This window comes from Stappia sp., assembly GCF_048268045.1.
In the GTDB taxonomy this organism is placed as follows: domain Bacteria; phylum Pseudomonadota; class Alphaproteobacteria; order Rhizobiales; family Stappiaceae; genus Stappia.
This window is the reverse complement of the sequence record NZ_JBLWWG010000007.1, coordinates 42,600-60,127: the sequence shown is the minus strand read 5'-3', so window position 1 is coordinate 60,127 and position 17,528 is coordinate 42,600. Positions and strand designations below refer to the sequence as shown.

The 17,528-nt window shown below is 65.4% G+C and carries 19 protein-coding genes and 2 tRNA genes; all 21 read right to left on the bottom strand.

Annotated features, from left to right (window positions below):
* The 21 genes from nuoK to serS all read right to left on the bottom strand — a co-directional run bounded on the left by nuoK (window position 1) and on the right by serS (window position 17,514).
* A complete protein-coding gene (gene nuoK, locus ACN0WF_RS12655; RefSeq protein ID WP_417773186.1) occupies window positions 1-309 on the bottom strand; it encodes an NADH-quinone oxidoreductase subunit NuoK in 309 nt (102 codons plus the stop codon).
* Between the two features lie 90 nt (window positions 310-399).
* Window positions 400-1,014 (bottom strand): NADH-quinone oxidoreductase subunit J, encoded by a 615-nt coding sequence (locus ACN0WF_RS12650; RefSeq protein WP_417773185.1) that lies wholly within the window; start codon window positions 1,012-1,014, stop codon window positions 400-402.
* A 144-nt stretch (window positions 1,015-1,158) separates the two neighbouring features.
* Entirely contained in the window at window positions 1,159-1,647 is a 489-nt protein-coding gene (gene nuoI, locus ACN0WF_RS12645) for an NADH-quinone oxidoreductase subunit NuoI (protein WP_417773184.1), read from the bottom strand.
* 144 nt (window positions 1,648-1,791) lie between these two features.
* Window positions 1,792-2,028, bottom strand: a complete 237-nt coding sequence (locus tag ACN0WF_RS12640; protein WP_417773183.1) for a hypothetical protein — start codon at window positions 2,026-2,028, stop codon at window positions 1,792-1,794.
* Window positions 2,029-2,046: 18 nt separating this feature from the next.
* A complete protein-coding gene (gene nuoH / locus ACN0WF_RS12635) occupies window positions 2,047-3,096 on the bottom strand; it encodes an NADH-quinone oxidoreductase subunit NuoH (RefSeq protein WP_417773182.1) in 1,050 nt (349 codons plus the stop codon).
* 11 nt (window positions 3,097-3,107) lie between these two features.
* Window positions 3,108-5,174: an NADH-quinone oxidoreductase subunit NuoG gene (nuoG, locus tag ACN0WF_RS12630; RefSeq protein ID WP_417773181.1), complete on the bottom strand. Its 2,067-nt coding sequence runs from the start codon at window positions 5,172-5,174 to the stop codon at window positions 3,108-3,110.
* Window positions 5,171-5,488 carry a pentapeptide repeat-containing protein gene (locus ACN0WF_RS12625; protein ID WP_417773180.1) on the bottom strand — a complete coding sequence of 106 codons (318 nt, stop codon included), beginning with the start codon at window positions 5,486-5,488 and terminating at the stop codon, window positions 5,171-5,173. The genes nuoG and ACN0WF_RS12625 overlap by 4 nt, the downstream gene beginning before the upstream one ends.
* Before the next feature lie 43 nt (window positions 5,489-5,531).
* A complete protein-coding gene (gene nuoF, locus ACN0WF_RS12620) occupies window positions 5,532-6,839 on the bottom strand; it encodes an NADH-quinone oxidoreductase subunit NuoF (protein ID WP_417773179.1) in 1,308 nt (435 codons plus the stop codon).
* Between the two features lie 15 nt (window positions 6,840-6,854).
* Window positions 6,855-8,042, bottom strand: coding sequence for an NADH-quinone oxidoreductase subunit E (locus tag ACN0WF_RS12615; protein WP_417773178.1), 1,188 nt, complete (start codon window positions 8,040-8,042; stop codon window positions 6,855-6,857).
* Window positions 8,042-9,226, bottom strand: a complete 1,185-nt coding sequence (locus ACN0WF_RS12610) for an NADH-quinone oxidoreductase subunit D (RefSeq protein WP_417773177.1) — start codon at window positions 9,224-9,226, stop codon at window positions 8,042-8,044. The genes ACN0WF_RS12615 and ACN0WF_RS12610 overlap by 1 nt, the downstream gene beginning before the upstream one ends.
* Window positions 9,219-9,653, bottom strand: a complete 435-nt coding sequence (locus tag ACN0WF_RS12605; RefSeq protein ID WP_417773176.1) for a GFA family protein — start codon at window positions 9,651-9,653, stop codon at window positions 9,219-9,221. The genes ACN0WF_RS12610 and ACN0WF_RS12605 overlap by 8 nt, the downstream gene beginning before the upstream one ends.
* A 10-nt stretch (window positions 9,654-9,663) precedes the next feature.
* Window positions 9,664-10,263, bottom strand: coding sequence for an NADH-quinone oxidoreductase subunit C (locus tag ACN0WF_RS12600; RefSeq protein WP_417773175.1), 600 nt, complete (start codon window positions 10,261-10,263; stop codon window positions 9,664-9,666).
* 88 nt (window positions 10,264-10,351) lie between these two features.
* Window positions 10,352-10,930, bottom strand: a complete 579-nt coding sequence (locus ACN0WF_RS12595) for a NuoB/complex I 20 kDa subunit family protein (RefSeq protein WP_417773174.1) — start codon at window positions 10,928-10,930, stop codon at window positions 10,352-10,354.
* The gene (locus ACN0WF_RS12590; protein WP_417773173.1) at window positions 10,921-11,286 is read right to left on the bottom strand and encodes an NADH-quinone oxidoreductase subunit A; all 366 of its coding nucleotides are present in this window, start codon (window positions 11,284-11,286) and stop codon (window positions 10,921-10,923) included. Before ACN0WF_RS12590 ends, ACN0WF_RS12595 begins: the two co-directional genes overlap by 10 nt.
* Before the next feature lie 473 nt (window positions 11,287-11,759).
* On the bottom strand, window positions 11,760-12,611 hold the full coding sequence (locus ACN0WF_RS12585; RefSeq protein WP_417773172.1) for a penicillin-binding transpeptidase domain-containing protein: 852 nt from the start codon (window positions 12,609-12,611) through the stop codon (window positions 11,760-11,762).
* A 223-nt stretch (window positions 12,612-12,834) separates the two neighbouring features.
* A tRNA-Asp gene (locus ACN0WF_RS12580) sits at window positions 12,835-12,911 on the bottom strand.
* 46 nt (window positions 12,912-12,957) lie between these two features.
* Window positions 12,958-13,034, bottom strand: a tRNA-Asp gene (locus ACN0WF_RS12575).
* Between the two features lie 232 nt (window positions 13,035-13,266).
* Entirely contained in the window at window positions 13,267-14,595 is a 1,329-nt protein-coding gene (locus ACN0WF_RS12570; RefSeq protein ID WP_417773171.1) for a peptidoglycan DD-metalloendopeptidase family protein, read from the bottom strand.
* A gap of 126 nt (window positions 14,596-14,721) precedes the next feature.
* Window positions 14,722-15,393: a protein-L-isoaspartate(D-aspartate) O-methyltransferase gene (locus ACN0WF_RS12565; RefSeq protein WP_417773170.1), complete on the bottom strand. Its 672-nt coding sequence runs from the start codon at window positions 15,391-15,393 to the stop codon at window positions 14,722-14,724.
* Between the two features lie 82 nt (window positions 15,394-15,475).
* Window positions 15,476-16,234, bottom strand: coding sequence for a 5'/3'-nucleotidase SurE (gene surE / locus ACN0WF_RS12560; protein WP_417773169.1), 759 nt, complete (start codon window positions 16,232-16,234; stop codon window positions 15,476-15,478).
* Window positions 16,234-17,514, bottom strand: a complete 1,281-nt coding sequence (gene serS / locus ACN0WF_RS12555) for a serine--tRNA ligase (RefSeq protein WP_417773168.1) — start codon at window positions 17,512-17,514, stop codon at window positions 16,234-16,236. Before serS ends, surE begins: the two co-directional genes overlap by 1 nt.
* Window positions 17,515-17,528 lie beyond the last annotated feature (14 nt).

The following is a 17,528-nucleotide window of genomic DNA, read 5'->3' as shown; positions in this document are numbered from 1 at the left end:
TCAGCCCTTCATCATGTTGACGTCTTCCACCGCGATCGACCCGCGATTGCGGTAGAAGACCACGAGGATCGCGAGGCCGATGGCGGCCTCCGCGGCGGCGACCGTCAGAACCAGAAGCGCGAAGACCTGGCCGACGAGGTCGCCCAGGAAAGACGAGAACGCCACGAGATTGATGTTCACCGCGAGAAGCAGCAGCTCCACCGACATCAGGATCACGATGACATTCTTCCGGTTCAGGAAGATGCCGAAGATCCCGATGGTGAACAGGATCGCTGAGACCGTCAGGTAATGTGACAGACCGATTTCCATGGGCGCGCCCCGTGATGCTCCCGAATTAGACATGAAAGGCAGGGCGCACGGGCGGCGCCTCAACCAAAACGCGTGAATGCGAGGGGATCGTCAGATCCCCTTGCCGGTTTCCACCTTGCGCACCTCGACCGCCGCCTCGCGCGTACGTCCGACCTGCGTGGAGATATCCTGGCGCTTCACCCCGTCCTTGTGGCGCAGCGTCAGCACGATGGCGCCGATCATGGCGACAAGGAGCACGAGGCCGGCCGTCTGGAAGTAGAGGATGTAGCGGGTGTAGATCAGCTCGCCGAGGCTGCGGATATTGCCCGCGTCCCCGGCGGCGGCGGCCGGAGCCGCCGTGTGCCCGATGATGTCCGGCGAGATCACCCAGCCTCCCAGCACCATCAGCAGCTCGATGAGCAGGATCGCCCCGATCAGGCCACCGACCGGCACATATTGCAGGACGCCCTGGCGCATCTCGACGAAGTCGACGTCGAGCATCATCACCACGAACAGGAACAGCACCATGACCGCGCCGACGTAGACGACGATCAGAAGCATCGCCAGGAATTCGGCCCCGAGCAGGATGAACAGACCCGCCGCGTTGAAGAACGTCAGGATCAGGAAAAGAACCGAATGCACGGGATTGCGAGAGGCGATCACCATGAAGGCGGAAGCCACCGCGACCGCCGCGAAGAGGTAGAAGAAGACGGCTTGCAGTACCATGTCTCGGTGTGCCCCTGTCCCGTTTCATCCAGGCCCGTGTCCGGGCGGGCCCGTCACGCAGGCCCTTGTTGTTTGTCCTGGGCGCGTCCCCTGCGAGACGGCCTCTCTTAGACCAGCCGTCCCGCCGCGTCCACCGTGGGCGCCTTAGCGATAAGGCGCGTCCAGCGCGATGTTGTTGGCGATTTCCCGCTCCCAGCGGTCGCCGTTGGCGAGCAGCTTCGCCTTGTCGTAGTAGAGTTCCTCACGGGTTTCCGTGGCGAACTCGAAATTCGGTCCCTCGACGATGGCGTCCACCGGGCAGGCTTCCTGACAGAAGCCGCAGTAGATGCACTTCACCATGTCGATGTCGTAACGGGTCGTGCGCCGCGTGCCGTCGTTGCGGCGCGGACCCGCCTCGATCGTGATCGCCTGCGCCGGGCAGATCGCCTCGCACAGCTTGCAGGCGATGCAGCGCTCCTCGCCGTTGGGATAACGGCGCAGCGCATGCTCGCCGCGGAAGCGCGGGCTCACCGGCCCCTTCTCGAAGGGGTAGTTGATCGTCGGCTTCGGCTTGAAGAAATAGCGCATCGCCAGGAAGAAGGCGGACACGAATTCCTTCAGCAAGAGCGATTTGGCAGCCTGTTGCAGTGCCATGGCGTAAAGCCCCGTTCTTTCGTTCTCTCGTTGCCGTCCGCCCTGCCCCGTCCGGAGCTTCCGTTCGGAGCCCCCTTTCAAGGGGTGGGACATACGGCCGCGTTTTCGACCCGGTGCCGCGCCAGGCGCGGCTGCCGGAAACTTCTAACCTGTAAGCGAGCTGGCGGCGAAATAGCCGACCAGCGGAAACCCGACCAGCGCCACCCCGAGCACCACCAGCCGAAGCTGGGGCTCGAAGCGCAGATAGAGGCCGGTCTTTCCCGTCTGCTGGCGCCGCCGCTCGGCCGCGCCCCGCAGAACCCCGATCACGATCTTGTAGTCGATCCACCCGAGGTAGAGCCCGATGGCTGCACCGATCAATCCCGGGACCGAAATCGACATGTCCAGTCTCCCTGCCCCTTACGGCGCCCAGCCCATCGCCATCAGCACCGCGGCGACGATGAAGACCATTGCCAGCGACAGCGGCAGGAACACCTTCCAGCCGAGGCGCATGAGCTGGTCGTACCGGTAGCGCGGGACCATCGCCTTGACCATGGCGAACATGAAGAACACCAGCAGCGACTTCAGCAGGAACCAGACGACGCCCGGCACCCAGGTGAAAGGTGCGAAATCAAGGGGCGGCAACCAGCCACCCATGAACAGCACCGTCATCAGGCTGCACATCAGGGCGATCGAGACATACTCGCCCAGCATGAACATCATGTAGGGCGTGGAGCCGTATTCGACCATGAAGCCGGCGACGAGTTCCGATTCCGCCTCGGCCAGATCGAACGGCGGACGGTTCGTCTCCGCCAGCGCCGAGATGAAGAAGATCACGAACATCGGGAACAGCGGCAGCCAGTACCAGTTCAGGATCGACAGCCACGGCACGCCAAGCGCCGAGGCAAGACCGGTCTTCTGCGACATCACGATATCGGTGAGGTTCAGCGAACCGGCGCACAGCAGCACCGTCACAACCACGAAGCCGATGGACACCTCATAGGAGACCATCTGCGCCGCCGAACGCAGAGCCGACAGGAAGGGATACTTCGAGTTCGAGGCCCAACCGCCGATGATGATACCGTACACGCCGAGCGAGGAGATCGCGAGGATGTAGAGAATGCCGACGTTGATGTCGGCGATCACCCACCCTTCGGCGACCGGCACGACCGCCCAGGCGCCGAGCGCCAGCATCACCGAGACGAGCGGCGCCAGAAGGAACAGGCCCTTGTTGGCACCGGCCGGAATAACCGGCTCCTTGAGCACGAACTTCAGCAGGTCCGCGAAGGACTGCAGCAATCCCCAAGGCCCGACCACGTTCGGGCCGCGACGAATCTGTACAGCCGCCCAGATCTTGCGGTCTGCGTAAAGAATATAGGCAACGATCACCAGCAGCACGACGAGCATAAGCACGCTCTGCGCCACCATGATGATCAGGGGAAGAAGGTAATCCGCCCAGACGTCCGCCATAATCGTCCCCGTTACTCCGCGGCCTCTGCCGCACGCGCCTTGGCGAGGGCCGAGCATTCGGCCATCGTCGCGGATGCCCGCGCGATCGGATTGGTCAGGTAGAAGTCCGTCACGGCGTTGTGGAACGCGCCCGAGCCGGCCTTGGTGTCAAGCTTGGCAAGCGCCTCGAGAGAAGCGGTGTCGCCGGCCGCGATCTGGTCGATCGCCGCCATATGCGGATGCGCCGCATAGAGCGCGGCGCGCAGTGCGCCGAGCGAATCATAAGGGAGCGTCGCCCCCAGCGCGCCCGAAAGCGCACGCAGGATCGCCCAGTCCTCGCGGGCTTCGCCCGGAGGGAACGCGGCCCGCTCGCCGAGCTGCACGCGACCTTCGGTGTTGACAAAGGTGCCCGACTTCTCGGTGTAGGTCGCGCCCGGCAGGATCACGTCGGCGCGGTGTGCGCCGCGGTCGCCATGGGTGCCCTGATAGACCACGAAAGCGCCTTCCGGCACGTCGACCTCGTCGACGCCGAGCAGGAACATCACGTCCATGGCACCCGGCTCCAGCATCTCCACCGTTGCCTTGCCGCCCTCGCCCGGCACGAAGCCGACATCGAGGCCGCCCACCTGGGCCGCTTCCGTATGCAGCACGTTGAAGCCATTCCAGTCGTCGCGCACGGCGTTGACCGTGACCGCGACCTTCGCCGCCAGCGCCAGCACCGCCGCACCGTCGGCGCGGTTGAGCGCGCCCTGTCCGACGATCACCATCGGGCGCTCGGCCTTCGGCTTGCCGTGATCCAGCAGCGAGGCCAGCGTATCGGGGCCCGCGCCCAGATAGGTGTAGGGATAGGTCAGGTCGGTGTTTTCGCCGATCACGCCGATGGTCACGCCGCCGCGCGTATAGCGCTTGCGAATGCGTGCGTTGAGCACCGGAGCTTCCTTGCGCGGGTCGGTGCCCACGAGCAGGATCGCGTCCGCGTCCTCGATGCCGGCGATGGTCGAGTTGAACAGGTAGCTGGCCCGGCCGTGTGCCGGATCGAGCGGAGAGCCGGGGAAGCGACAGTCGAAGTTGTTCACCGAGAGCGCCTGCATCAGGCCCTTCAGCGCGAACATCTCCTCCACGCTCGAAAGCTGGCCGGCGAGTGCGCCGACGCGCTCCGGCGCGGCCGCCTTCACCTTTTCCGCGATCAGCGCGAAAGCCTCGGCCCAGGACACCGGCTTCAGCTTGCCGTCGACGCGGGCATAGGGCCGGTCGAGGCGCTGGGTGCGCAGGCCGTCGCGGATGTAGCGGGTCTTGTCGGAGATCCACTCCTCGTTCACGGCCTCGTTGAGCCGCGGCAGAACGCGCATGACCTCACGACCGCGCGTATCGACGCGGATCGCCGAACCGACCGCATCCATCACGTCGACGGATTCGGTCTTGGTCATCTCCCAGGGACGCGCCTGGAACGCATAAGGCTTGTGGGTCAGTGCGCCGACCGGGCAGAGGTCGACGACGTTGCCCTGCATCTCGGAGGTGAGCGCCTGCTCGAGATAGGAGGTGATCTCCGCATCCTCGCCACGGCCGATCAGGCCGAGGTCGGCGACGCCGCACACTTCGGTGGTGAAGCGAACGCAACGCGTGCAGTGGATGCAGCGCGTCATGATCGTCTTGACGAGCGGGCCGATGTACTTGTCCTCGACCGCGCGCTTGTTCTCGGAGTAGCGCGAGGCGTCGACGCCATAGGCCATCGCCTGGTCCTGCAGGTCGCACTCGCCGCCCTGGTCGCAGATCGGGCAATCGAGCGGATGGTTGATCAGCAGGAATTCCATCACGCCCTCGCGGGCCTTCTTCACCATCGGCGTCTTGGTGAAGACCTCAGGCGCCTCGCCGTTCGGGCCGGGACGCAGGTCGCGCACGTTCATGGCGCAGGAGGCCGCCGGCTTCGGCGGGCCGCCCTTCACCTCGACGAGACACATGCGGCAATTGCCGGCAATCGACAGGCGGTCGTGGAAGCAGAACCGCGGGACTTCCGCACCAGCGGCCTCACACGCTTGCAAAAGCGTGTAATCCTGCGGGACCTCGACCTCCTTGCCGTCGACTACGATAACCCTGTTCATGCCTTGCTGCCCTCATGGCCTTTCTGCTTCTCGGCCCACAGGGCGAGAAGTTCGGTAACCTCGATGCCGTTGACCGTCATGCCCTGCAATCGGCTGTTCGTGATCGCAACGCCAGCGAGACACGCATTGTCGATCCGCATCCCGGCGAGATTGGCATCCGAGACCGTCAGACCCGACATGTTCATATCGCTGAACGTCGAGCCCGACAGGTTCACATTCGTGTACCGCCCACCGGAAAGATTGACATCGTCGTAGCTGCAACCGGAGAGATTAACGTCACTGAAACGCGAGCCGGAAAGATCGCTTCCAGCCACGTCCAGTCTCTGTTTCTCTCCGACCATGTTCATCGCCGTTGCCTCACTCCGCAGCCGCCAGCGGCTGCGCCGCCGGCTTGCGGCTCTTGGCCGTATATTCGTCGATGCGCGCCTCGATCACCGGACGGAAGTTCCGGATCAGCCCCTGGATCGGCCATGCGGCGGCGTCGCCAAGCGCACAAATGGTGTGACCCTCGACCTGCTTGGTGACCTGGAAGAGCATGTCGATCTCCTCCTTGGAGGCATTGCCCTTGGTCATACGCTCCATCACGCGCCACATCCAGCCGGTGCCTTCGCGGCATGGCGTGCACTGGCCGCAGCTCTCATGCTTGTAGAAGTAGGAGAGCCGGGCGATGGCCTTGATGATGTCCGTCGAACGGTCCATCACGATGACCGCCGCCGTGCCGAGGCCGGAGCCGAGGCCACGCAGGCTGTCGAAGTCCATCGAGCAGTCGGTGATGTTCTCCGCCGTCACGCACGGCACGGACGAGCCGCCCGGGATCACGGCCAGCAGATTGTCCCAGCCGCCGCGAATGCCGCCGCAGTGCTTGTCGATAAGCTCGCGGAAGGAGATGCCCATCTCCTCCTCGACCGTGCACGGATTGTTGACGTGCCCGGAGATGCAGAACAGCTTCGTGCCGGCGTTGTTCGGCTTGCCGAGACCGGAGAACCATGCGGCGCCGCGACGCAGGATCGTCGGCGCGACCGCGATGGATTCCACGTTGTTCACTGTCGTCGGGCAGCCATAGAGACCAACGTTCGCCGGGAACGGAGGCTTCAGGCGCGGCTGGCCCTTCTTGCCCTCGAGGCTTTCGAGAAGCGCCGTCTCCTCGCCGCAGATATAGGCACCCGCGCCGTGGTGGACGTAGATGTCGAAGTCATAGCCGTTCTTGTTGTTCTTGCCGATCAGGCCCGCGTCATAGGCCTGGTCGATGGCAGCCTGCAGCCGCTCACGCTCGCGGATGAACTCGCCGCGCACGTAGATGTAGGCCGCGATCGCGCCCATGGCGAAGCCGGCGATGAGACAGCCCTCGACCAGCGTGTGCGGGTCGTGGCGCAGGATCTCGCGGTCCTTGCAGGTGCCCGGCTCGGACTCGTCCGCATTGACGACAAGATAGGCCGGACGCCCGTCCGACTGCTTGGGCATGAACGACCACTTGAGGCCGGTCGGGAAACCGGCGCCGCCGCGACCGCGCAGGCCGGACGACTTCATCTCCTCGATGACCCAGTCGCGGCCCTTGTCGATGATCGCCTTGGTGCTGTCCCAGTGGCCACGCTGGCGCGCGCCCTCCAGACCCCAGTCATGCAGGCCATAGATATTGGTGAAGATCCGGTCCTGATCCTTCAGCATACCGCTCTCCCGTCCTTACGACTTGCTCGTCGGCACATCGCCGCTGTCGACACGTTTGGAGAAATCAGTTTCCCCGCCTTCCGACAACACCTTGGCCTGGGCGATCCAGTCCTCGCGGTCGATACGGCCCTTGAACTTCAGCCGGGTCTCGACCCAGGCCTTGTTCTCTTCCGTCCAACCCGCGATCTGGTCGAAATGATAGACGCCGAGCTCGTTGAGGATGCCCTCGATCTTCGGACCGACGCCCTTGACACGCTTGAGATCGTCGGCCTTGCCCTCGCGGGCGGCCGACAGCAGCTTCGGCTCGCTCTCGCCCTCCCCGGAGGAAAGGTCGAGACTGCCCTGCCCGGCCGGCTTGGTCTTCGCTTCGGCCTTGGTAACGACCGGGGCCTTGGCGACAACCGGCTTCTCGGCCTCGGTTCCGGCAGCATCGGCCTTCGCGGCTGTCGGGCGTGCGGCGGACTTCGCCGCCGCGCCCTTGGCCAGCACGCCGTTGAAGTCGGAACCACCGGCGTTGATGCTCTCGCCTGCAAACGCATGGGAGGCAGGCTCCGCGCCGGCAACCAGATGCGCCACGGGAAGACAGCCCTCCGTCGTGTCCTTGATCTCGGACAGCGACGTCTGACCGCTTGCCGGCATGCCGAAACGGCGACCGTTCTGCGGACCCGGCGTGACCTCGCGGCCGGCCGAGATATCGTCGATCAGCGCCTCGAGACTTTCCGGCGTCAGGTCCTCGTAGGTGTCCTTGAAGATCTGGATCATCGGCGCATTGACGCAGGCGCCGAGACACTCGACCTCTTCCCAGGAGAAATCGCCATCCCCGGAGAGCTCATGTGCGTGTGCCGCGATCTTGCGCTTGCAAACCGCCACGAGGTCCTCGGCGCCGCGCAGCTGGCACGGCGTCGTGCCGCACACCTGGATATGCGCCTTGCGGCCCACCGGCTGGAGCTGGAACATCGTGTAGAAGGTCGCGACCTCGAGCACGCGGATGTGCGGCATCGAGAGCATGTCGGCGACATGGCGGATAGCCGGTTCCGGCAGCCAGCCATTGTGCTGTTCCTGCGCCCGCCACAACAGCGGGATCACCGCCGATGCCTGACGGCCTTCGGGATAGCGACCGATCACCTTCTCCGCCCACGCCTTGTTATCCGGCGTGAACGCGAAGCTCTCGGGCTGCTCATGGTGAAGGCGACGAACGGCCATTACCGGTCAACCTCTCCGAACACGATATCGAGGGAACCGAGAACAGCCGACACGTCCGCCAGCATGTGTCCCCGGCACATGAAATCCATCGCCTGAAGATGCGCGAAACCGGGCGCCTTGATCTTGCAGCGATAGGGCTTGTTGGTCCCGTCGGCGACAAGATAGACGCCGAACTCGCCCTTCGGAGCCTCCACGGCGGCATAAACCTCGCCCTCGGGGACGCGGTAGCCTTCCGTGTAGAGCTTGAAGTGGTGGATGAGCGCTTCCATCGAGCGCTTCATCTCGCCACGCTTCGGCGGAACCACCTTGCCGTCCGCAGACGACACCGGACCGCGCTCGACGGTGAGCTTTTCCAGGCACTGCTTCATGATCCGCACCGACTGGCGCATCTCTTCCATGCGGATGAGATAGCGATCGAAGCAGTCGCCGTTCTTGCCGATGGGAATGTCGAAATCGAGCTCGCTGTAGCACTCGTAGGGCTGCGACTTGCGCAGATCCCACGCCGCGCCGGAGCCGCGCACCATCACGCCAGAGAACCCGCGCGCCCAGGCGTCCTCGAGCGACACGACACCGATGTCGACGTTGCGCTGCTTGAAGATGCGGTTGTCGGTCAGCAGTCCCTCGATATCGTCGAGGGTCTTCAGGAACGGATCGCAGAAGTCCCAGATATCGTCGAGCAGCTCCGTCGGCAGGTCCTGGTGCACGCCGCCCGGCCGCACGAAGGCGGCATGCATGCGCGCGCCGCAGGCCCGCTCGTAGAAAACCATCAGCTCTTCACGCGGCTCGAAGCCCCAGAGCGGCGGCGTCAGCGCGCCGACGTCCATGGCCTGGGTCGTCACATTGAGCAGATGCGACAGAATGCGCCCGATCTCGGAGTAGAGAATGCGGATGAGCTGGCCGCGCTTGGGCACCTGGATGTCGAGAAGTTTCTCGACGGCCAGCGCGTAGGCGTGCTCCTGATTCATCGGCGCGACATAGTCGAGCCGGTCGAAATAGGGCACCGCCTGCAGGTAGGTCTTGTGCTCGATCAGCTTCTCGGTGCCGCGGTGCAGCAGGCCGATATGCGGGTCCACACGGGTGACCACCTCGCCGTCCAGCTCAAGCACCAGACGCAGCACACCGTGCGCGGCCGGGTGCTGCGGACCGAAGTTGATGTTGAAGTTGCGGACCTGGGCCTCAGCCATGTTGAGGATCCTGATTGGGCGCGAACAGGGCAAAAACCTCGGCGCCGGTCATCTTGTGGGTCTGGTTGGCGAACGCGTAGTTGGCCGGCTGCTCGTCGACGAAGATTTCCGACGTGAACTCGAAAATCGACGGATCGTCGAAAGCCTGGGCCGAAACGACGTTGTGCGAACCGTCCTTCATCCGCCACATCAGCGAGGTGCCACAGGTCTTGCAGAAGACGCGCTCGCCATACTCGGACGACGCGTAGACGCCGAGCGGCGCTTCATCCTCGACCTTGACGACGCCGACGCATTCCACCGCCATGAAGGAACCGCCGCTCCAGCGCCGGCACATGGAACAGTGGCAAACGCTCATCTCACGCGGCTTCGGCTCGGCCGTGAACCGAACCGCACCGCAAAGGCATCCACCACAGAGACTGTCAGCCATCCCCGCCACCTCAGCTTGCCTTCTCGTCGCCGGGAAGGATGTACTCCGCACCCTCCCAGGGCGACATGAAGTCGAAGTCGCGGAATTCCTGGTTGAGCCGGACCGGCTCATAGACCACCCGCTTCTTCTCGTCGTCGTAGCGGACTTCGACATAGCCGGTCAGCGGAAAGTCCTTGCGCAGCGGATGTCCGTCGAAGCCATAGTCCGTCAGCAGCCGGCGCAGGTCCGGATGCGAGGAAAAGAGCACGCCGTACATGTCGTAGGTCTCGCGCTCGAACCATTCCGATCCGGCGAACACGTCGATGATCGACGGCACCGCCGTGTCCTCGTCGGCGCTGACCTTGACGCGGATGCGCAGGTTCTGCTTCGGCGACATGAAGTGATAGACGACATCGAAGCGCTGATCGCGCTCGGGCCAGTCGACACCGCAAATGTCGGTCAGGTTGACGAACTGGCAGCTCGTGTCGTCGCGCAGGAAGCGCACGACCTGCACGATGTCGGAGGCGCGCGCCACGAGCGTCAGCTCGCCGTAGGCGACCTTGTAGCCCTCGACAGCGTCGCCAAGCGCCGCCTTGATGTGTTCGCCGAGTTCAGCGAGCGTTTCGTCCATCACACCGATCCGTTCTGTACCGATCCGTCCTGTCGCCGGGCCCGACCCTTTCAGGCCCGGCCCCTGCACCGCCAGACTTGCGTCCGGCTCAGCGCTCGATCGTGCCGACGCGTCTGATCTTCTTCTGAAGCATCATAACGCCATAGAGCAGCGCCTCCGCGGTCGGCGGGCAGCCCGGCACGTAGATGTCCACCGGGACGACGCGATCACAACCGCGCACCACCGAGTAGGAATAGTGATAGTAGCCGCCGCCGTTGGCGCAGGATCCCATCGAGATGACATAGCGTGGCTCTGGCATCTGGTCATAGACCTTGCGCAGGGCCGGAGCCATCTTGTTGGTCAGCGTGCCGGCGACGATCATCACGTCCGACTGGCGCGGAGAGGCGCGCGGCGCGAACCCGAAGCGCTCGGCGTCGTAACGGGGCATGGACATCTGCATCATCTCGACCGCGCAGCACGCGAGACCGAACGTCATCCACATGAGCGAGCCGGTGCGCGCCCACTGGATCAGATTGTCCGCCGCCGTGACGACGAAACCCTTGTCGGAGAGCTCATCGTTGAGCTCGAGAAAAAACGGGTCGTTCGATCCGACCGGCTTGCCGGTCGCCGGATCGATAATGCCCTTCGGAGCCTGGGCAACGAGCGGCTCGCTCGACGTCAGTCCCATTCCAGTGCCCCCTTCTTCCATTCGTAGATGAAGCCGACCGTCAGCACGCCGAGGAACACCATCATCGAGCCGAACCCGTACCAGCCCAGATCGCCGAACGAGACGGCCCAGGGAAACAGGAAGGCGACCTCAAGGTCGAAGATGATGAAGAGAATCGCCACCAGATAGAACCGGATGTCGAACTTCATGCGTGCATCGTCGAAGGCGTTGAAGCCGCACTCGTAGGCCGAGAGCTTCTCCGAATCCGGATTCTGGTAGGCAAGAAGAAACGGCGAGATCAAAAGCGCCAGACCAATGACCAGCGACACGCCGAGAAAAACCAGGATCGGCACGTAGTCTCTGAGCAGCTCTTCCATGTCCAAACGTATCCTTGCGCCCGTGACCATGCGCCCGGCGAGCGGGCAGGCATGGCGCGTACCGCCGGAATGCGCGGCCCCTGCCTTTTCGGCTTCGGACTGGATCCCGGCGAAGTCGACGATGCCACGTGAGAGGACGTGATCGTCGAATGCCCATACCGCGCACGCTTAGCCCACGCCACATCGCAACGCAAGCCCGACGACCGCGGAATGCCCGCAGCGTTCTCGCACATGCGAAAGCGCCGGGGGATCAATCGCAAAGCGCCGGCGGCGCTCTTTCCCGCATGACGCGGCGGATTGCGCCTCGTCGTGGGACCCAAAGCGCTGCGCCGGCGGTGACGGCACATGCCGGTCATGCGGCGCTTTTTCGCACAGGCGGCACAGCGAGCACCCTGATACCGACGCAAGCAGCCCCTGCCCTGGCCGCAAGCCGACTCAGCCCGCGCGCGTGAACCGTCCCTTGCCGTCGCCGGTTACCGCGCTGGGGGCCGCTCTTTCGCCTGACGGGCAAGAGCCGGCCATTCCTTGACGAAGCGCGCCTGCACCCGCTTGCCCGGTGAGCCCTTGGCACCGTTCTCTTCCTGGATCATCCGCACGAACACCAGTCGCTCGGCACTGTCGCCCGCGCCACGCTCCGCCCAGCCGACAAACCAGCCCCAGCCGCGCGTCCGATCAAAGGAACCGTCGGCCTTGCGCGGATAGGCGCCGCCGGTCTTGCCGTGGAGTGTCCAGCCGTCCGCCGCCGCAAACTGCGGCATGGCGTCCTCGACGAGTGCCATGGAAGCATCCGTGAGCGGCAGATCGCGGGCCAGCAGCCGGGTCAGGAACACCGCTTGCTCATGGGGCGACACGAGCAGTGACGAGGCGATCCAGGCCCGCTCAAGCCCGTTGTTCTGCCCTGGATCACCGGAGAAGTCCGCATTGCCGAATCCGATGCGGCGCGTCAGCTTGGTCAGCCTGTCCTGCCCGAGCTCACGGGCGATGCGCTGCGAGTACCAGACCACCGAGCGGTCGAGCCATGTCTGCGGATCGATATCGCCGCGCCACGCATCGCCGCCCCAGGCGACTTCGCCCTTGCGCCAGGTCCACACCGGCGCGTGCAGGCCAGTGACAATGCCCTCCTCATGGGCGATGGCGGCAAGCGGCACCTTGAAGGTCGAGGCCGGGGTCACCTGCCTCTGGCAGTCGCCCGTCTCCATCAACGCGACCCCACCCCTCGAATCGATCACGATCGTGCACTGCGCGGCGGCAAGCGCCGGCGCACCGGCGCCGAGAAGGAGAGCAAGGGCGGACAGGGGAAGCGTAGCGGTCGTCAGGTGAGGCACGTGCCGTCTCCGAATTGCGGGATCGTCGTCGGCGGCAAGCCAAGCAATGAATTGGAGCGAAATCCGGGCGCGGGCGGACCGCATCGACGCGGATCCACAGCCCAGGCGCGACCGAAAGGGACCTGGCGACCCGCTCGAGCGGAACGCAACGCCCGGGAGGGCGGCGTGCGGTGAAGCTCACGATGTCCTGGAAAGGCCCGTGCCCCGGCGAGCGAAAGGCGAGTGGCGCGAGTGACGGGGCTCGAACCCGCGACCTCCGGCGTGACAGGCCGGCACTCTAACCAACTGAGCTACACCCGCTCGCCTTGCTCGTCCGATGGACGACTCCCGATAGTAAAGAGGCAAGTGGCGCGAGTGACGGGGCTCGAACCCGCGACCTCCGGCGTGACAGGCCGGCACTCTAACCAACTGAGCTACACCCGCTTGGCCTCTTGGCGACACTTGGTCGCCGGGAGTGGCGGTGATTTACGGCGCGCCGCCGTGCAAGTCAAGCGCCTCTCCCCCTTGCGGGTGACGATTATAAGAAACAGGCCCACCTTGGCCCATACCAACTGTGGAAAAGCCCAAAACGCGGACGGGCACCCGAAGGTGCCCGCCCCATTCTCTTACCTCAAGCCGCGGGCGGTTCATGACCGCACGCGGGAACCCAGTGGCGTCAGAGACTTGCCAGATACTGCATGGGATCGACCGGCTTGTTGCCCTTGCGCAGCTCGAAGTGAAGCTGCGGCTGGGTGACCGACCCCGTGGCGCCAACCTTGGCGACCGTCTGGCCGCGACGCACGGTCTCGCCGCGCTTGACCAGGAGTTCGCTTGCATGGGCATAGGCGGAGACCCAGCCGTCGTCGTGGCGCACCAGAACCAGGTTGCCATAGCCCTTCAGCTCGTTGCCCGAGTAGATCACCGTGCCGTCCTCGACGGCCTTGATGTCCGCGCCCTCGGGAAGAGCGAGATTGATTCCGTCGTTGCGTGTGCCGCCGGGCTTGGTCCCGAAGTCGGAGATGATCCGCCCCTTGGCCGGCCAACGGAAGCGGCGGTCGCCGCTTGTCTCGCGCTGCTTCTCGACGCCAAGCGGACGCTCCGGCGCGGTCTCGACACGCGCCACCTGCTCCGTCTTGGGCGTGCTGGCGGCGGGCGGACGTGCCGAGGAAACAGTCGGCTTGCGCTTGGGATGAGCAGCGGCACCCGGCACGGGCGCATCGCTCATCGTCGGCCGGGCGGTCCCCTGCGGTGTCGACAGGGATGCGACACGCACCCCCGGCTTGGCGTGCGGCTTGGGCGCTGCGGCGACGCTGGAACTCGGGATCGAGCCGGTCACGCTCGGCGCGCCGCCCGAGGGCGGCAGACGGACTGGCTGGCTCGCAGCCGTCTTGGTGGTGCCAGAGCCGTAGACATAGGTCGGGATCGTCACCCGCCGTCCGGCCGGGAAGGTCGCATCGGCGGAGACCCCGTTGATGTCGGCCAGGACGTGCGGCGGAATGCCGAAGCGCCGCGAGACGCTGTTGACCGTGTCGCCCGCCCTTGCGCTGACCTGCGTCGCACCGGCGGTGCTCCAGCCACGAACAGAGCGCGGCGCTTCGCCGGTCACGGCGGAGGAAGACGCGGCTTCCGGCGCCGGCAGCGTGGCGACACGCGGCTCGGACCTGGGAACAGGCACGGAGGAATAGGTTTGCGACGGCGTGCTTGGCTTCGACCGCGACGGGATCGACCCGGTCGAGATACGCTCGGAAGCGCCGGAGGCCGGCGGCAGCTCGGCGCGCTCGACCTTGCCGTTCTTCATCGGCCCGGCCGCGATCGCGTCGAACGTCGGCTGGCTGACCGGCTTGCCGCCCAGCATGCTGCGCTGGTTCGCGGTGTTTCCGGTGAAAATTGGATCTTCGAAACGTTCGACACCGCCGCTGCAAGCCGCCGCAAGAGCGGCCACGAGAACCACCGTGGCGGTTTGCGCGAGCATACGGGCAGACAAACGTGAATACTGCATGGACATGGCGCTACTCGGACCTAAGACACCCAACGTCGTTGAGTGTGATTAAATCCCGGTAACGTTGATAAAGACTTAAGCGGGCGTGTTTTGCCGTAAACCATGTTTGCGAGCGCTACGGAAAATGCGCCGTCACAGGCGGCTCGCGACCCCTTCGACGAGCGGCACGAACCGCACGCGCGCCAGCGTCCGCATCCTGACTTCCTGGCCGAGCCGCTCGGCGATGACGAGGTCTTGCAAGGCTCCCTTGCCGCCGAGCGGCATCATCAGGAAGCCGCCGGGTGCGAGCTGGTTCAAGAGTTCGGAAGGAACCTCAGGGCCCGCCGCCGTCAGCACGATGCGATCGAAGGGCCCCTCTTCTGCAAGCCCCTCCAGCCCGTCGCCATGATGGACGGAGACCGTCGTGATCTTGAGGGCGTGGAGCCGCTCTCGGGCAAGGTCCACCAGCGTGCGATAACGTTCGACCGTATGCACCTCGCCAGCCATCAGACCGAGGATCGCCGCCTGATAGCCCGATCCGGTGCCGATCTCGAGCACCCGATGCTTCGGCGACAGGTCGAGCGCCTCCGTCATCAAGGCGACAAGGCTCGGCTGCGAGATGGTCTGACCGCATTCGATGGGAAGAGCCGTATCCTCGGCGGCGTGGCGCTGATGATTGGCCGGCAGGAACAGCCGTCGCGGCACCCGCTCCAGCGCCGACAGGAGCCGCTGATTGCGGATGCCGGCCTGGCGCAGCTTCAGGATCAGGGCGGCCGTCGCCTCGCGGTCGGCCTCGACCGCCGCGTCCGGCGAAATCCTGCTCATGCCGCCTTCCTCGTCAGCCCCGCTCAAGGCGCCCTCCCCGTCGCCGGCGTCGGTTTCCGAACGCCGGCGTTTCGCATGTCGCTCAGCCGAGCACGCGGCGAAGATCGCCCAGGACCTCGTGTGCCGTCAGGTCGAGCTTCAGCGGCGTCACCGAGATAAGGTTCGCCTCGAGCGCCGCAAGATCCGTCTCGTGCTCAGGCTCTTCCTTCTCGTTTCGGAAACCAAGCCAGTAGTAGGGCACGCCGCGCCCGTCCCTGCGCCCCTCGACCGCGAGTTCGCTGACCTTGCGCTTGCCCTGTCGCGTTACCTGCACGCCCTGCACGGCCTCTGCCTCGCAGTTCGGGAAGTTGAGATTGAGCAGCGTGTCAGGCGGAAACGGGAAGTGCAGCAGCTTGTCGATCAGCGCCGGCGCATGTGCCTCCGCCGTGCGGTAGCTCGGCGCGACACCCGGCGCCCAACCGAAGGCCTGGGACAGGGCGATGGAGCGGATGCCCATCAGCGTGCCTTCCATGGCGCCGGCGATGGTACCGGAATAGGTGACGTCGTCGGCGGCGTTCTGGCCTCGGTTGACACCGGACAGGATCAGGTCCGGGCGCTCCTTCATGACCTCCCGCACACCCATGATGACGCAGTCGGTCGGCGTGCCGCGCACCGAATAGCGCTTCTCGCCGAGTTCGCGCACCCGCAGCGGGTCGTGCAGCGTCAGCGAGTGGGCGACACCCGACTGGTCGGTCTCGGGCGCGACCACCCACACGTCGGACGATAGCTCACGCGCGATGCGCTCCAGCGCGGCGAATCCATCCGCATGGATTCCGTCGTCATTGGTCAGCAGAATGCGCATCAAGCAGCTCCGATCTTGGAAAGACCGCCCATATAGGGCCTGAGGGCCTCAGGCACGGTCACGCTGCCGTCGGCGTTCTGGTAGTTCTCGAGGACAGCGATCAGCGCCCGCCCGACGGCGATGCCCGATCCGTTGAGCGTGTGCACATGGCGCAGCCCCTTCTCGCCGTTGGGCCGATAGCGGGCGTTCATCCGCCGTGCCTGGAAGTCATCGCAGACCGAACAGCTCGAGATCTCACGGAAGCTGTCCTGCCCCGGCAGCCAGACCTCGATGTCGTAGGTCCTGCGCGCGCCAAAGCCCATGTCGCCGGTGCACAGCGCCATCACGCGATAGGCAAGGCCGAGACGCTTGAGCACCTCCTCGGCGCAGGCCGTCATCCGCTCCAGCTCGGCCGCCGACTGCTCCGGCGTCGTCACCGACACGAGCTCGCACTTCCAGAACTGGTGCTGGCGCAACATGCCGCGCACGTCGCGGCCGGCCGACCCGGCCTCCGAGCGGAAACACGGCGTCAGCGCGGTGACGCGCATCGGCAGCGCCGCCTCGTCGAGCGTTTCGCCCGCCACCATGTTGGTCAGCGGCACTTCCGCCGTTGGGATCAGCCAGCGCCCGTCCGTGGTCTTGAACAGGTCCTCGGCGAACTTCGGCAGCTGCGAGGTGCCGAAGAGCGCCTCGTCGCGCACCAGCAGAGGCGGCGAGACTTCCATGTAGCCGTGCTCGCCGGTCTGCAGGTCGATCATGAACTGCCCGAGCGCCCGCTCCAGCCTCGCCAGTTGTCCCTGTAGCAGGACGAAGCGCGAGCCCGACATGCGTGCCGCGCGCTCGAAGGCAAGACCCGACTGAATGCCGGAGATCTCGAAATGCTCCTTCGCCTCGAAGTCGAGCACGGGGGGCGTCCCGACGCGGCGCAGCTCGACGTTGCTGCTCTCGTCCGCGCCCTCCGGCACATCGTCATGGGGCATGTTCGGCAGCACGCTCAGTGCGTCCTGAAGCTCGGCCGAGATCGCGCGTTCGGCTTCCTCGCCGTCCTGGATCGCGGTCTTGAGCTTGGCGACCTCCTCGATCACCGCTTTCGCGGCAGCCTCATCGCCCGACGCCTTGGCCTTGCCGATCTCCTTGGAGGCGGCATTGCGCCGCTCCTGCGCCTGCTGCAGGTCGGAGACGAGCGACCGGCGGCGGTCATCGATGGCAACGAGGCGTTCGGCCTGCGGGCCGAGCCCGCGCCGTGCCATGGCAAGATCGAAAGCCGCGGCGTTGTCGCGGATCCATTTGATATCGAACATGAAAAACCCCGGGA